At 40.9% G+C, this 15,715-nt stretch carries 14 protein-coding genes; 6 read left to right on the top strand and 8 right to left on the bottom strand.

What is annotated here, in order from left to right:
- Positions 1-7: 7 nt before the first annotated feature.
- The 6 genes from FCN25_RS19140 to FCN25_RS19115 all read left to right on the top strand — a co-directional run bounded on the left by FCN25_RS19140 (position 8) and on the right by FCN25_RS19115 (position 7,136).
- Complete coding sequence (locus FCN25_RS19140; RefSeq protein WP_137226968.1) at positions 8-778, top strand: ATP-dependent zinc protease; 771 nt, start codon at positions 8-10, stop codon at positions 776-778.
- An 8-nt stretch (positions 779-786) separates the two neighbouring features.
- A complete protein-coding gene (locus tag FCN25_RS19135) occupies positions 787-2,295 on the top strand; it encodes a UUP1 family membrane protein (RefSeq protein ID WP_137226967.1) in 1,509 nt (502 codons plus the stop codon).
- Positions 2,295-3,251, top strand: a complete 957-nt coding sequence (locus tag FCN25_RS19130) for an alpha-L-glutamate ligase-like protein (protein WP_137226966.1) — start codon at positions 2,295-2,297, stop codon at positions 3,249-3,251. The genes FCN25_RS19135 and FCN25_RS19130 overlap by 1 nt, the downstream gene beginning before the upstream one ends.
- A complete protein-coding gene (locus FCN25_RS19125; protein WP_137226965.1) occupies positions 3,214-5,025 on the top strand; it encodes a hypothetical protein in 1,812 nt (603 codons plus the stop codon). The genes FCN25_RS19130 and FCN25_RS19125 overlap by 38 nt, the downstream gene beginning before the upstream one ends.
- Positions 5,003-6,133: a DUF3541 domain-containing protein gene (locus FCN25_RS19120; RefSeq protein ID WP_137226964.1), complete on the top strand. Its 1,131-nt coding sequence runs from the start codon at positions 5,003-5,005 to the stop codon at positions 6,131-6,133. The genes FCN25_RS19125 and FCN25_RS19120 overlap by 23 nt, the downstream gene beginning before the upstream one ends.
- A 103-nt stretch (positions 6,134-6,236) precedes the next feature.
- A complete protein-coding gene (locus FCN25_RS19115; protein WP_137226963.1) occupies positions 6,237-7,136 on the top strand; it encodes a LysR family transcriptional regulator in 900 nt (299 codons plus the stop codon).
- A 230-nt stretch (positions 7,137-7,366) separates the two neighbouring features.
- On the opposite strand, the gene FCN25_RS19110 is transcribed toward FCN25_RS19115, so the two are convergent.
- The 8 genes from FCN25_RS19110 to thiC form a co-directional block, all read right to left on the bottom strand.
- Entirely contained in the window at positions 7,367-8,608 is a 1,242-nt protein-coding gene (locus FCN25_RS19110; protein WP_137226962.1) for a putative metalloprotease CJM1_0395 family protein, read from the bottom strand.
- Between the two features lie 2 nt (positions 8,609-8,610).
- Positions 8,611-8,898, bottom strand: a complete 288-nt coding sequence (locus tag FCN25_RS19105) for a chemotaxis protein (protein ID WP_137226961.1) — start codon at positions 8,896-8,898, stop codon at positions 8,611-8,613.
- A 76-nt stretch (positions 8,899-8,974) separates the two neighbouring features.
- Positions 8,975-10,090: a 2-iminoacetate synthase ThiH gene (gene thiH, locus FCN25_RS19100; protein WP_137226960.1), complete on the bottom strand. Its 1,116-nt coding sequence runs from the start codon at positions 10,088-10,090 to the stop codon at positions 8,975-8,977.
- 1 nt (position 10,091) lies between these two features.
- Positions 10,092-10,901, bottom strand: coding sequence for a thiazole synthase (locus FCN25_RS19095; protein ID WP_137226959.1), 810 nt, complete (start codon positions 10,899-10,901; stop codon positions 10,092-10,094).
- Between the two features lie 2 nt (positions 10,902-10,903).
- Positions 10,904-11,131 carry a sulfur carrier protein ThiS gene (gene thiS, locus FCN25_RS19090; protein ID WP_137226958.1) on the bottom strand — a complete coding sequence of 76 codons (228 nt, stop codon included), beginning with the start codon at positions 11,129-11,131 and terminating at the stop codon, positions 10,904-10,906.
- Positions 11,118-11,924, bottom strand: coding sequence for a HesA/MoeB/ThiF family protein (locus tag FCN25_RS19085; RefSeq protein ID WP_175405906.1), 807 nt, complete (start codon positions 11,922-11,924; stop codon positions 11,118-11,120). Before FCN25_RS19085 ends, thiS begins: the two co-directional genes overlap by 14 nt.
- The gene (locus tag FCN25_RS19080; RefSeq protein WP_137226956.1) at positions 11,921-13,597 is read right to left on the bottom strand and encodes a bifunctional hydroxymethylpyrimidine kinase/phosphomethylpyrimidine kinase; all 1,677 of its coding nucleotides are present in this window, start codon (positions 13,595-13,597) and stop codon (positions 11,921-11,923) included. Before FCN25_RS19080 ends, FCN25_RS19085 begins: the two co-directional genes overlap by 4 nt.
- A 5-nt stretch (positions 13,598-13,602) precedes the next feature.
- Positions 13,603-15,603: a phosphomethylpyrimidine synthase ThiC gene (thiC, locus tag FCN25_RS19075; protein ID WP_137226955.1), complete on the bottom strand. Its 2,001-nt coding sequence runs from the start codon at positions 15,601-15,603 to the stop codon at positions 13,603-13,605.
- Between the last annotated feature and the right edge of the window lie 112 nt (positions 15,604-15,715).

Raw genomic sequence — 15,715 nt, 5'->3', positions numbered from 1 at the left:
AATTGATATGTTAAAGCAGGTAATTGCTCTATCCATTGTAGCGGCCCTTATTTCGGGTTGTACAACAACTCAAAAACCCACAACACCTCCGCTAACTAATGCTGATCTGAATAGCAGTTTGCAAATGTCGCAAACGGTGATCATTGACGCTATGAGTTCACAAAACGCTCAACAAATAAGTGATATTGGTGCTCTTTCTGATGAAATCCGCAAACTAAAAACACAAGTCAGCACAGCAATTAATGAGAAACCTAAAACAGTTATTGTTCAACCACCTATGCCTAAAACCATTGCGGTTCCGGAACAGTGCCCTGAAGCCATTATTGGAGAAAAATTTCTCCTAGGTGAAGTCGAAAGTGTCTATATTGATGAAGTAAAAGCCAAGTTTGCAACACGTATCGATACCGGTGCAGAATCATCCTCTTTGGATGCTCGTAATATCGTATTATTTGAACGAGAAGGCATACAATGGGTTCGCTTTGACGTAATGACTAACGGTATTGATCAACCAGGTAATACCTTTGAATCTAAAGTTGAACGTTTTGTCCGTATTAAACAGGACGCTGATATGGGAGATGACCGTCGTCCAGTCATTCATGCCCATTTAAAAATAGGTAAATACGCCGCCGAAACAGATTTAAACTTAACGGATAGAAGCCACCTAGAGTATCCTTTATTACTAGGTCGCAAGTTTATGAAAGATATCGCCATTGTTGATGTAGGCCAAAGCTACATTTATGGTAAAGCCAAAAACCAAATTACCACGTTAGTTAAGTAGGATCCGTAATGCATTCTCGTAAACCGTTTTATATATTCGTTGCACTGCTATTTATAGTTGGGATCAGTACCAGTATCTATCGTGGATTAGTCCACAATGTGCCTTTTTTACCCGGTGAACAGGTACAAAGTTGGGCAATCGATGCCAAAGTCAGTTTTACTGGTACAAACCAACCTGCTGAGGTCAATTTTTCATTACCTAGCGATCCTGCATTTGACATACTCGTCGAAAATGCATCCTCTCCAGGTTATGGCTTAAGTATCTCGGCTGATGCTAAGGATCGTCGTGCAGTTTGGTCAATTCGTGACGCTTCAGGCCCTCAAGCATTATATTATCGAGTCACATTGGTGCCGACAGGCAAACTCAATATTGAAACGGATATAGAACCCGTTACACCAGAACCTTATTTATGGCCCGCGACAGAAAAATCAGCTGCGGAGCAAGTTATTGAAGAAGTATGGACTCGCAGTGCAACTAACTTATCCTTTGCTCAACAACTAATGAATTTGATTAATGATAATAATCAAAGTCAAAACATGGCATTGTTGTTATCGGCCAATACCTCAACCAATCTTTTTTTGCATATGTTGCATTCAAAAGGTGTACCTGCACGTGTGGTTAATGGCTTACAACTTGAAGATCAACGTCGTCGCCAACAACTCACAACCTACGTTCAAGTTTATAACGATGGCGAATGGGTACTTTTCGATGTTGCTAACAATAAACAAGGCCGTGATAACACCTTAGTGTTATGGGAATATTCTGGTCACTCTGTACTTGATGTGATGGGGGGAACTAATTCATTAGTTAATTTCTCTATGTTACAAGACACTCGCTCTGCATTGGCAACATCTATTGATATGATGATGAATGATGATGCGTTCGATTTTTCCTTGTATCAATTACCGCTTGAAGAACAAAGCACATTTAAAGGTATTCTGTTAATTCCTATCGGAGTATTGGTTGTCGTGTTTTTACGTGTCATCGTCGGGATCAAAACATCGGGTACTTTTATGCCTGTATTGATTGCCCTCGCCTTCATTCAAACCACGCTATTGACTGGCTTAATCGGCTTCTTGTTAATCGTTGCTTTTGGATTAATGATCCGCTCCTATCTGTCGACACTCAACTTACTCTTAATATCCCGAATATCGGCGGTGATAATAGTGGTGATCTTCATTATTGGTTTATTTACCTTAATCTCATTCAAATTAGGCTTAAGCGAAGGCCTTACTATTACGTTCTTCCCAATGATCATCTTGGCGTGGACTATCGAACGTATGTCAATTTTATGGGAAGAAGAAGGTCCTAAAAAAGTATTTGTATCCGGTGGTGGTAGTTTATTTGTCGCAACATTAGCGTATTTAGCAATGGACAATGAATTGGTGCAATATTGGGTATTCAACTTTTTAGGTATCCATTTAGTGATTTTAGCCTTGGTATTAGTAATGGGACAATATACCGGTTACCGTTTAACCGAACTAAAACGCTTCAAACCATTAGTTGGAGAACAATAATGAAGTACGCCTGGCCCTGGGAATTGAGCCGTAGTGGTGTACTCAACATGAATAGGCGCAATATTAGCTATATTGGTCGTTATAATCAGCGTAAATTTTATAAACGCGTTGATGACAAACTAATCACTAAGCAACTTGCGCTTGCTAATGGCATTGCGGTTCCCGATTTAATTGGTGTTGTTCATGAACAACATAAAATCCAAGACATTCCAGCAATGGTCTTGGACCGTAGTGGTTTTGTGATTAAACCAGCAAAGGGTTCTGGTGGTAAAGGGATTATGGTGATCACCAAAGTGAGCAACGGTTGTTATTACAAAGCCAATGGTCATGAAGTGTCTCATAATGAAATTTATCGCCATGTATCCAATATTTTAAGTGGTTTATTTTCTCTAGGTGGTAAGCCAGATGTCGCAATCGTTGAAGGATTAATTGAATTTGATCCTGTCTTTGAAGGCTTAAGTTATGAAGGTGTCCCTGACATCCGCTTAATCGTGTTTAAAGGCTTCCCTGTAATGGGTATGTTACGTTTATCGACGGCGGCATCTGACGGTAAAGCTAACTTGCACCAAGGCGCTGTCGGTGTTGGTTTAGATATCGCGACCGGAAACAGTTTGCATGCAGTGCAATTTGACTTACCCTCGCATAAGCATCCAGATACTCACTTCCCATTATCGGACATTAAAGTGCCTCATTGGGAGACATTACTTCACACAGCATCTAGTGCTTATGAAATGTGTGAATTAGGGTATTTAGGTACCGATATGGTGTTAGATAAAAATAAAGGTCCATTGTTGCTAGAATTGAATGCCCGTCCAGGCTTAACAATTCAAATTGCGAATGGTAGAGGGCTTCTACCTCGACTTAAGCATGTTGAAGCGATGAAAAGCTCAGCAATGTCAGTTGAGGAACGCGTGGCTTATGCTAAAAAGCATTTTTGTAGCAACCCTATTTTTTAATCTTGTTGTCACAGCAAATGCTGTGGCAAATCCTTTAGCACTGTTCATCGAACAGTGCTTACAATATCAACCAAACCTAGTGCAAGATGACCTTGTTACTTTTCAGTCAGTTGAACAGCAAGCTGTTGAATTTGAAAAGCAAACACTTGCGTTAAATAATCTTAACGACAGAATTCAATATTATCGTCCTTTCGTCATCGACAACCAAAGTAAACAAGGTTTATTGTGGTGCCAACTTCATCTTGCTGATGAACTGTATGCATTAACTGCAGCACCATCCACTCAATCCCTTATCAATAAATTACAACATGCCGCCCTTCCTTATAACCAGTTAGGGGAGCATTTGGCATCGATAAAACAGATGCAATGGGCGTTAATCGAAAAATCAAAACTTCACAGTGCTCAAGCAAGTATTCATTTAGCATTGTCGCAACAAGATTTCACAATGCAATTTAATCAGCAGGATTGTGTGCTCAATAATGGCCCAAAAAGCGAATCTAAAACAAATGATAACGACATTAACAACAATGCAAATATTGATATAAGCATTGCCAAATATTTAATTAAACAACCCAATGAACACTGCAGAAAACAAGCGTGGCTTGCTTATCAAACTCGCTCAAAAGACCAACAGGCACCCGCTCTTGAGTTGATTCATCAATTACATCAACAATATGCAACACAGCAAGCATACGACAATACTGCACAATCGGAGTTGTCTCGTTATGGATTAAATCCCCAATTATTACAACAATTTTTAACCAACCAAACAACTAATTTAGATATTGCGCCATGGAATATTGCCCATGTATTAAGTGGTATAAGTAAATCATCGAAGATGAAAATGATTACTTCGAACGAATTTTTACAGCAAATATTCGCAAGTCTTAAGCCATTAGGACTCAAGTTTGAATTAATTACACTGGCAAGTTCGACTACAAACAAACAATCATCGTCCGATGCTGAACAACATAATCCATTAACTGACATGCAAGCTATTCGCGTGTGGCATCAGCAACGATTACTTGGTGATATTTTTACCTATCCACAAGATAAGCTAAAATCAAGATTAAATGTAGATGGTCAACTCATAAAACAAGCTGTCATTGGTCATCAATTTGGACAATATGCGCTAAGTTTTCCTCGACAATTAACCCGGCTGCAACAACAACAAAAATTAATTTACGCTTTGAGCCAAGCAATAGTATCCTTAGCGCAAAGCAGCCAGTTTTATTTTCTCAGCAATAGAGTACAAAACCTAGATACCCATGCGATATCAACGAAGTGGTTAGTGCACCACATTAACCAACAACTTGACTTGCCTTTGTTGTCTGCACGCCATCAATTAGTTGCACAATATCAGCAACAATTATGGGTATTCAGAGCAAAAGTTGCACTGACGTTTTATCAATATAAAGGTAACTTTAAAGGTACTGATCAAGATGATTGGCTAAATAACAATCAACCATTGTCAGCCGCATTTGAACAGAGCTTTGGCCAACAATGGCCAAACGCTACAGATGCAATTTATAGTTATCAAGCTATTGCTAATGAAGGCATTAATCATTATCTTCCTTTATGGCAAACAGCATTGACACAATTAATCATAGCTGAGGTACCAGCCAAAATATCACCGAGAGACATATTTGATTTACTGGTTATAAACGAAACATATTTACCCTTAAACGATCGACTTGAATGGCTTATTGGCCCACCGATTGACACACATTCACTCATCAGGAGATTTAAACATGCTGGAACTACGCAAGAGTAAAACACTCTCGTACTTACTATTGTCAGCTACGTTGTTTAGTAGTGTGGCTTTCGCAAAAGAGACCGTCGAAAAAGTACCTCATAACTTAACAGCAGAACAAGTTTATCAAGGTATTAAAACTAATTTAGAAACCAACCTTTATTCATTACCACCACGTGTACAAGCACATTATGCTATTCGCCAGTTCCGTATGACAGGTGAAAACAAATATGCTAACGGTTCATTAATCGATCTCATTACCATTGCGGAACGTCAACTTTATTATTCCTGTAATCTGGACAAGCCTGGTTTTATTAAAAGTGAATCAAAAATTGAAGCTGATAAGATAGGGAATGGTCCTCGTGGTAAAGCTCGTAAAATAGCCATCGCACCCTACCCTAATTTTATGCTGTACACTGATGTTTTATTACGTTATTCCAGTCGTGTCGATGAATTTGGCTTTACAGGACCTTGTCATGATTTAATGATAAAAACCTTAAAAAATGCCAATCTAGAACCTGCTTTAACCGATAAAAAAATGATCAAAGCTTGGGCTGCACAGTTAATTAACTATGTTTACTGGGCTAAACAAATTGGTGTTGGGGACTATTATGAAGCTTATAAAAAAGCCTTTATTAAAACCTACCCTAATAGCAAGGATGATAAGCTCAAAAAAGGTCAATATAAAAATAAAATTTATGGCATGACTCACTTTATTTTTTCAGCCAGTGAGTATTATCAACACCCAGTGGACCCAAAAGAATACCAGTGGATTCTAGATTATTTTGAAAAAAACATTGATCGCATTTTAACTGATACTACTGAAGATATTATTACTGAAGTCGGCATTAGTTTCTTGATCACGGGTAATGGTGATAATCCTGTCGTTGATAAAGTGAAGAAATACGTGATTGCGGCTTACGATCCCAACACTATGATGATCCCATCACCTCATGGTAAAGCAGAGTTATCTAGCGGTGAGCACAGAAACGTCCTAGCGATGATGTTATTAGATTGGCCAGAAACATTACATAAAGGCCCATATTTAAATGATATAGCGTCAACTAAAAGAAATTTACCTAAATCAGTTAACCCTAAGACATCTATGAGCAATGTAAAATTGCACTAAAATATAAAGATGTACAAACTGAGGCAAATGCACTGCATTTGCCTTTTTTGTTTCAAGGTAGGTTTGTCTCCTCAACGTCTGTCACGCATAAAGAGAGCACTTAATGAGCCGAGCTAAATCAACTCTAGAACAATGGCGAATTGTCCAAGCTGTAGTCGATTTTGGAGGTTATGCGCAGGCTGCAGAAAAACTCAATAGAAGTCAGTCGTCACTCAATCATGCTGTATCGAAGTTACAACAACAACTTGGTATCAATCTACTCGAAGTAAAAGGTCGAAAAGCTTATTTAACTGAACAAGGTGAAGTGTTACTGCGTCGCTCCCGCCATCTAACTCAATCGGTTGAAGAGCTCGAACAATTAGCCAGTAATTTAGGCCAAGGTTGGGAACCAAACCTAACAATTGCTAGAGAAATAGTATATCCGATGGATAAACTTGTTGAAGCGCTAACGGCCTTTTTACCCGAAAGTCGTGGAACCAGAGTAACCATAATAGATTCAGTGATATCAGGTACTCACGATCTTATTAGAAATAACCTAGTTGATATTGCCATTTGTGCAACACCACCTAAAGGCCATATTTCAGAAACATTATGTGAATCGAGTTTTGAACTTGTATGCCATCCAGAACACCCATTAGCTCAACTTGAATTGATTGAAGATGACAAACAATTAGCACAATATCTGCAAATAGTGATTAAAGATACAGGGGTAAATGCCAGTAATGATATTGGTTGGTTAAAAGCGGAACAACGCTGGACAGTGTCAAACTTTCACGAGGCTAAAATAATTTTATCGCGCAATATTGGTTTTTGCTGGATTCCAAGTTTTCTAGTCGAACAAGAAATTGCCAATAAACAGCTTATTCGTATACATTTACGGGGCAGCTATCAGCGTAAAATAATGCTTAATTTAGTGGTACCCAATCGTAATCAACAAGGACCTGCGTGTAAGTTACTCGAAAACTTAATTTTAGCGCGACATAATGTGACGCTTAACGTTTAGCTCACATTCGCTGTTGGCTTTGTCGGTATGACGCTGATTAGTACTAATTGATAATCCTAAGCTTCATTACTGTTCTTAAACTAATAGTTAATTTAATTCAGCAATGATTATCGTAAATTTGGAATATACAGTTTGATTTGTAAAGAAATAATCACGGGTATTGATAGGTATTGCAGAACAATCTTATATCCTAGATATGAATTTTTCTTAATAGCATTTTATAGTCGATATTATACGTATATTTCCAAAGATTGATGCTGTTGATTTGATTGTGCCGCTGTAATGTCGTTGACAATTTTTTCACTACTTTGGTGTTCCGATAATAAATAGTTAGATGAATGCAATTCTTCATTCTGGTTTACATCATCAGCATGAAGTACGTCATTAGTTAATACCTGGCTATTTGGAGAAATGGAATTGTTCTTTGTTGTAGACGACAAAGAATCTGAATTATTTGTCGTTAACTCTTTCTTTGCTTCATTCATGTTCTGTAATGCTTGCGCCGCCACACGAATATCGGCCATTGACGGTTGTATAGGAGCCATGGCTGCTGCATACACTTTCTGCATTTTACTTAATGTTGCTTGGGCGTCACCATCAACAGTAGACACATCAATATTAACCTCTCCATCCACTGCATAACGACGTCCATCGGGCCCTTTTTCATATTGATAACTTGGACTTTGCGCTAAACTTCCACCTACGGCAGCATGTGCCTGTTCGTGCGTTTTAACCTCGGTATCTCGCTGTGCTAGTTGATCAATCTGCTTTTTTTCAGCTTGTATTATTTGCTGTTGTTTGTCTTTTACTTGTTGCTCAACTTGCTGTTCTGCAGTGTCATCCTGACGATTTGAAACTTCAGCGTCTGCAGTTACTGTTGAATCGTCCACTGATGAGTTTTGCGCTGTCGTCTTTGTTTCTACTACAGGGCTGGTTGGCTGATTAACTATTGGCGGTTGAGTATTTTCAACATCACTGATTGCCGAGCTGATTACTATATCTGTACTGGCTGACGCTTCAGTCGGTGTGTTAGTTGCCTGTAATTGAATAGGTGTACGGTTCAATACACCATAGAGATTGAGTGGGCCACTTTTTAGACCGTAGCTATTAACCGAACTAGAATCAACAATGTGTTGTGGCTTGATGTCATTTGTAGATGCCGAATTCGTTTGCAATCCGTGATGAGAATCAGTGCTGAATAAACCATGGCTTAGATCTATCGGCGTTTTGAAGGCCGATGTTTGAGTTGTACTGGATTTAAGCGAACTGATTTCAACTGCATTAGATTGAATGTCTACAGCAATAATCGGAGCAGATTGGGGTTTACTTGCTTGAGTACTATTTGTTGTTTGAGCACTATTTTTTGCTTGTGTATGAGGTTGAGCTTGTGGTGCTGATAATGAATTGCGGTGGTTTATTTGGGCAGCACTGTTAACTAACCCTGTATTGGAAGAAACCATTGCCGCACTCATGATTACACTTCAATATCAATCAAACTACCAACAGTCTCAGATGCTACTTCAATCACTTTAGCAGATGCTTGAGCTTGGTTGGATGATTCAGTCGCGGACACTAAAGCAGATGTGGTGTCAGTTTGCCCAACGGCACGAGAACTTAAGGTTACAGTATCTTGTACCGAGACATTTGGCACCGCAGGTTTTTGTTGCTCTGGAGTGGCAACTGATGTTGTTGCTTGCGCTAAACCTTGTTGAGCACTCTGCAATCCCTGCATACCTGACGCATAGGCTGATTGAACTTGCATAATACTGATCCTGATTATAAAAAAGTCGACTTATTATGGCCTAAACCGACTAATATGTACAGTTTTCAAACAAAAGTTAGTCGTTAACCCAACCCATCTCCCAATCTTTCCATAATGGATTAATTCCTCGTCGCTTCATTTGTTCAACAACTTGCTCTACTGGACGGTTATCACTGATTTCAAATTGATCAAGTTGGCTGTCTGGCGCCATATAACCACCTGGTTGAGTAGAGCTTCCAGCACTCATATGAGTAATGCCTAAAGGGAGTAAATTATCCCTCAACGACGGCAGCTCACGAGTTGATAAACTAATTTCAAGTTGAGGATTGAACAGCCTAAATGCACAGATCATTTGAACTAACCCTGCATCCGTCAATTCAACTTTTGGTGTAATACCGCCAGTACACGGACGTAAACGAGGTAATGAAATACTGTAGCGACTGCGCCAGTAGCTATTTTCTAAGTAATCTAGATGAAAGCCCATAAGTAATGCATCCAAGCGCCAATCATCTAATCCAAGTAATACTCCAAGGCCAATTTTATCGATGCCGGCTTTAGCCACTCTGTCTGGGGTATCTAAGCGATAGATAAAATCTTGTTTTTTACCGCGAGTATGATGTTGAGCATAAGTATGAGCACGATAGGTTTCTTGGTATACCATAACGGCATCAACACCTAATTTGGCAAGACGCTGATACTGATCAGTCTCCAATGGTTGAACTTCCATTGCCACGTAATTAAAAGCCTTGCTAACTAACGGTAACACCGACTCAAAATACCCCATTCCAACTTTAGTTTCATGCTCACCAGATACTAATAATATCGAATCAAAGCCTCGTTGTTTAATAATCGCCATTTCGGCTTCTAGTTCATCACGAGTAAGAGTTTTGCGCTTGACCTTGTTGCTCATACTAAAACCACAATAATCGCACTCATTGGCGCACAGGTTTGATAAATATAAAGGCAAGAAAAGGCCGATATTGGCACCAAATCGCTGCCGAGTCAGCTGAACGGCTTGTTGCGCCATTGGTTCAATATATGCCATTGCGGCAGGAGATAATAATGCCAACAAGCTATCAAGATTACCGCTTGGATTTTGTAGAGCCCGCTCAACCTCTTTGACGGTAGTCGAATACAGCTTCATCGATAATGCATCGGGGGCTAATTGCGAAAATACGCTTGAATACGTCATGCTATCCCCCCTTACCATTCACTGACTTTGCAAGCGAATTGATTGTTGGTTCTGACAAGAATCCGGTCAAAGGACTGGTCGCGTTAGCATGGTTGTTCACTGCCCCTAATCCAGCAAGATATGCTTGTCTTCCTGTTGCAACTGCATCAGCAAAACATTTAGCCATTTGTTGGGGATTGGCACTACTTGCAATCGCGGTATTTACCAATACTGCTGCTGCGCCCATTTCCATAGCTCTACAAGCTTGTGAAGGTGCGCCAATGCCGGCATCTACTATTACCGGAATATTGGCCTGTTCAATAATAATGCTTAAGAATGTTTCCGTCGCTAAGCCTTGATTACTGCCTATTGGACTGCCGAGTGGCATAACCGCAGCGCAACCAACTTCTTCTAAGCGACGACACAATACTGGATCGGCATGCACATAAGGCATAACAATATAGCCTTGTTCGCATAAGTATTGAGCCGCAATCAATGTTTCAATAGGATCTGGCATGAGGTATTTGGGATCGGGATGAATTTCAAGTTTAATCCATTTAGTACCCAGAATTTCATAAGCTAGTTCAGCAGCAAAAATAGCTTCTTTAGCATTACGCGCACCGGCGGTATTGGGTAATAATTTAACCCCCAGACTTTGCAAAGGACCGAGTAAGTTGTCATGACCGCGGGTTAAATCAATCCGCTTCATCGCTAAAGTAACTAACTGCGACCCAGAACTTGCTATCGCTTGTAACATTGTATTGTGATCTGAAAATTTTCCCGTTCCAGTGAGTAACCGAGACGAAAATTGATGATCGGCTATCGTTAACATTATTAACCTCCAGCAACGGCATAAAAAACGGTGATATTGTCATCGGCTTGACACAATACATGCATCCAACGACTTCGAGGCATAACAGTATCGTTGACCACAACGGCCACTCCTTGAGTGGGTAAATCACTGAGTATCAGTAGTTCAGCCAAGTTTAAATTAGCCCGAACTTGTTGCTCGACACCATTGAGGTGCAGGGTTATTACCCCATGGGGATCAGTTTGTATCATTAGACCGCTCCTGATGATCTGTTAATGGATATTGATGACACACTTCACACTGTGGGTCTTGACTCATGTTTGCATACTGCCAGCGTAAATCCTGAGCATTAAATCGATGTAAAACACCGTATTGCGTAAAGGTATTGCAGATGTGCTGCAGGCCCACCAGCGCTTGCATACTGGCGATAATGCCCACGGCGGGCCCAAACACGCCAGTTTGAGTACAATTTTGCATAATGGGTGTATCAAGTGGATATAAACAACAATAGCAACCGCTGTGTGAATGTGTGCTTGAAAAATCAATACAAAATAATTGCCCCTGATATGCACTAATGGCACCACTAACCAAGGTTAACTGATGCTGTACACACAGTTGGTTTATCAGTTGCCTCGCACTAACATTATCAGTGCAATCAAACACCACAGGTTTTACCGTAAATAGTTTAACAAGCTGCTTAAAGTGCGCTGATGTAATGGGCTGTTCCAACACGTCGATATTGATTTGAGGGTAAGCATAACTCAGTACACTTTTTGCAATATTGACTTTTGCTTGGCCAATATCAGATGCCCGGAACAGGAGTTGCCTTGGTAAGTTGGATAATTCCACCACATCATGATCAATTAACATTATTTGCTGAACACCCGCTGCAGCTAAATAATGCGCCACTACATTTCCTAAGCCACCTACACCGATGATCACTACAGGGCTATTCATAATGGCAAGCTGCCCTGCTTCTCCAATATCACTCAGTAGCATGGTGCGTGAATACTGAATGTAATCCTGACCAGATAGAGAATTCATAAGCCCTCCTGAGGTGAACAGGCTTTTGCCAAAGGCCGCGTAACCTGCAACCATTTATGATGCAAGGCTCGATACGCCTTCGCTGGATCGTTAGCCGTGGCTACAGCTCTAACAACAGCAGCATCACCAACGCCGGTATCCGCAATAAACTCCAAATTACTGAGATCTATCCCGCCAATTGCGACTGTCGGATAATGGCGTGCAAATAAACTAACATAACGTTTAAGTTTACTGAGTCCTTGAGGCGTGGAAGGCATTTGCTTGGTCGTGGTAGCAAAAATATGCCCAAGAGCAATATATGAAGGCGAACATTGGTGCGCTAATAAGGCTTCAAAATAACTGTGACTCGATAGCCCTAACGCCATTCCAGCAGCAGCTATCGCGCTTAAATCTGCAGTTGCCATATTTTCTTGGCCTAAATGAACCCCAAACGCACCGTGTTTAATCGCCAATGGCCAATGATCATTAATAAACAACTGAGCATGAAATTTGCGACCTAGTTTGATGGCCTCAATGATATTAGCTTCGAGTGTTAATCGTTCTAATACATGGCTGTCATCAGTATCGATATTAATAGCTAACTTGGCACGATATTGAACCGTCTTACAGCCCGCTTTTAACAATTGTTTAAGCATATCGATATCAGCTACAACAGGATAAATCCCCAAGGGTTGATGCAGCGATTTAAAACTATTAGGTGCAGCTTGCTTGCACGAATCATCAGCGAGATGCTCAGAAGATACCAACTTGATTGATGGCATCATCCCTAAATCATCAGGCCAACCAGTACGGGCTAAGACACCAGGTCCTTGGCCGAGGCTTACACCTAAAGCGAGTCCATTATTAACATAGGCTTTTGCCAGCACAATGGCATCATGAATAACGAAGTCATGGGCAATAAAACACGCAATTGCAGATGATAATGTGCAACCACTGCCATGATTATTGGTGGTTGCTATCCGCTGGCTACTTAGCATAAACACCGCATTACTGTGTGCAATACTGGCGCCTTTAACATTTTTACTCACATAAACATCTATTGCATATTGTTGCTGCCACTGAGCATCACCACCTTTAGCAAGCACATGGCATTTAAATGTATCGGATAACAATTTGGCATCGGAGATCATTTGCTGTTGCTGAGCAACCTTGTTATCGACATCACAATCTTTTACTAACGCATACTGAGAACATAAACGTTTCAATTCGTGCTGATTAGGTGTTAATAAATCAATTAAGCCAATGAGAGGGCTAAAATCGAGATAGATAGGATTAAAATTCGCACCACTACTGGCGACCATGACAGGATCAAGCACCACAAAAGGTACCATCATCTGAGTAACACGCATTTGAGCTAAACAGCCAGCTAATATGTCTACTTGTACTTGGGATGCAAGCAGGCCAATTTTAATGGCAACTGGCGGCAAATCCACGAGTAAACTGCTGAACTGAGCCAACAACATGGATTCAGAAACGGTTTCAACAAGACTCACACTAACTGAGTTTTGTGCGGTTAATGTGGTTATTACGCTACACCCGTGACACGACAAGTCTTGTATAGTTAATAAATCAGCTTGAATCCCTGCACCACCACCACTGTCAGAACCAGCTATGGTCCAGACAATGGGTGGGGTTTGAGTTATGGATTCACTGACAAATCTCGATGAATTCATTGCGATTATTCAACCTCTACAGCTAAGTCGGTATCAAACGGGGCAACTGGTTTGATGTCGTGATACAGCTCCGATCCAGATGCTTTAAATTCAGCCGACTTTTTAGCCATCGCCTCAAATGGATTAAGAGCTTGAGTCGAATGTTGAGCTTGATAAGCACTAGCGGAAGATACTTCAATCTTAAGTGCTTTAGCTTGTTCAAGATTAGCGGCATATTCACGTACTTCGTGGGTTATTTTCATCGAACAGAATTTAGGCCCACACATTGAACAAAAATGAGCCACTTTGGCTGATTCTTGTGGTAACGATTCGTCGTGGTAAGCACGAGCGGTATCAGGATCAAGACCTAGGTTATATTGATCTTCCCAACGGAATTCAAAGCGGGCTTTTGATAATGCATTATCACGTACTTGTGCACCTGGATGACCTTTAGCGACATCAGCAGCATGGGCAGCAATCTTGTAAGCAATTAAGCCTTGTTTTACATCTTCTTTGTTAGGCAAACCTAAGTGTTCTTTAGGGGTGACGTAACACAACATCGCCACGCCGTACCAAGCCATCATGGCTGCACCAATACCGGAGGTGAAGTGATCATATCCAGGCGCAATATCTGTTGTTTGTGGGCCTAAGGTATAAAATGGCGCTTCATCACAAAGGGCCAATTGCTTTTCCATATTGACTTTAATCAATTGCATTGGCACATGGCCAGGGCCTTCGATGATGGTCTGCACATCGTATTCCCATGCAATTTTGACCAATTCACCTAAGGTTTCTAATTCCGCAAATTGCGCTTCATCATTGGCGTCGGCAATTGAACCTGGGCGCATACCATCCCCTAGCGACAACGACACATCGTATTGGGCGCAAATTTGGCAAATATCTCGAAAGTGTTCATATAAGAAACTTTCTTGATGGTGACTTAAACACCACTTAGCCATAATTGAACCGCCACGCGACACAATACCGGTAAGGCGTTTGGCGGTCATGGGTACATAACGCAATAACACCCCTGCATGAATCGTAAAATAGTCTACGCCCTGCTCAGCTTGTTCAATCAATGTATCTCTAAATACCGCCCAACTGAGGTCTTCGGCAACGCCATTAACCTTTTCTAATGCTTGATAAATCGGCACGGTACCAATCGGCACAGGCGAATTACGGATAAGCCACTCACGCGTTTCATGAATATAACGTCCAGTCGACAAATCCATGACCGTATCGGCGCCCCAACGGGTTGACCATACGAGTTTTTCAACTTCTTCTTCAATCGAAGATGTCACCGCAGAATTACCAATATTGGCATTCACCTTCACTAAAAAATTACGCCCAATAATCATAGGTTCAGTTTCAGGATGGTTAATATTCAGCGGAATAATCGCTCGACCTCGGGCGACTTCATCGCGAACAAACTCAGGAGTGATAAGTTGCCCAATATGCGCACCAAAAGTCTCACCAGGCGATTTTTGCGTCAACACGCTATCAGTTACTTCAGCGCGAGCCATGTTTTCACGAATGGCAATGTATTCCATTTCGGGGGTAATAATACCTTGGCGAGCATAATACATTTGGGTCACGCATTTACCCTTCTTGGAACGTTTAGGCGCGACAAGGGCGTCAAAGCGTAAATAATCGAGTCCATCGTCGGCCAGGCGTTGTTGGGCAAAACCAGAGGTTGCACCCGTTAATTGCTCAGTATCTTGTCGCTCATCAATCCATGCTTGACGGATTTTAGGTAAGCCTTCACGCACGTTGATATCAGCAAGAGGATCAGAATAAGCACCCGCGCAGTCATAAACCATGATTGGTGGATTGGCTTGTTTAATGGGTGCAGCGTCGGTACCACCAATAACGGTATCAGTTTGATTAACCTGACGCATAGCGACGTTGATATCAGCACGACTACCCGCTAAATAAACTTTTTCCGAGTTAGGATGTTGTAACGGTTTAAGGGTATCAATAAATTGTTGAGCGTTAGCTCGAGTTTGACGACGGTTTGGATTTGACATTAGCAACCTCAATATTAAGAGTAGAGTTGCTTGTCTGGAGAGGTGTTGATAGCAGCAGTAAACAATAAAAAAGCTATTGCTTAAGTCAATAATCACATAGAAAAATACTAAT

The organism is Shewanella sp. MEBiC00475 (assembly GCF_005234075.1).
GTDB classification, from domain to species: Bacteria; Pseudomonadota; Gammaproteobacteria; order Enterobacterales; family Shewanellaceae; genus Shewanella; species Shewanella polaris.
This window is presented reverse-complemented; position numbering and strand designations above follow the sequence as displayed.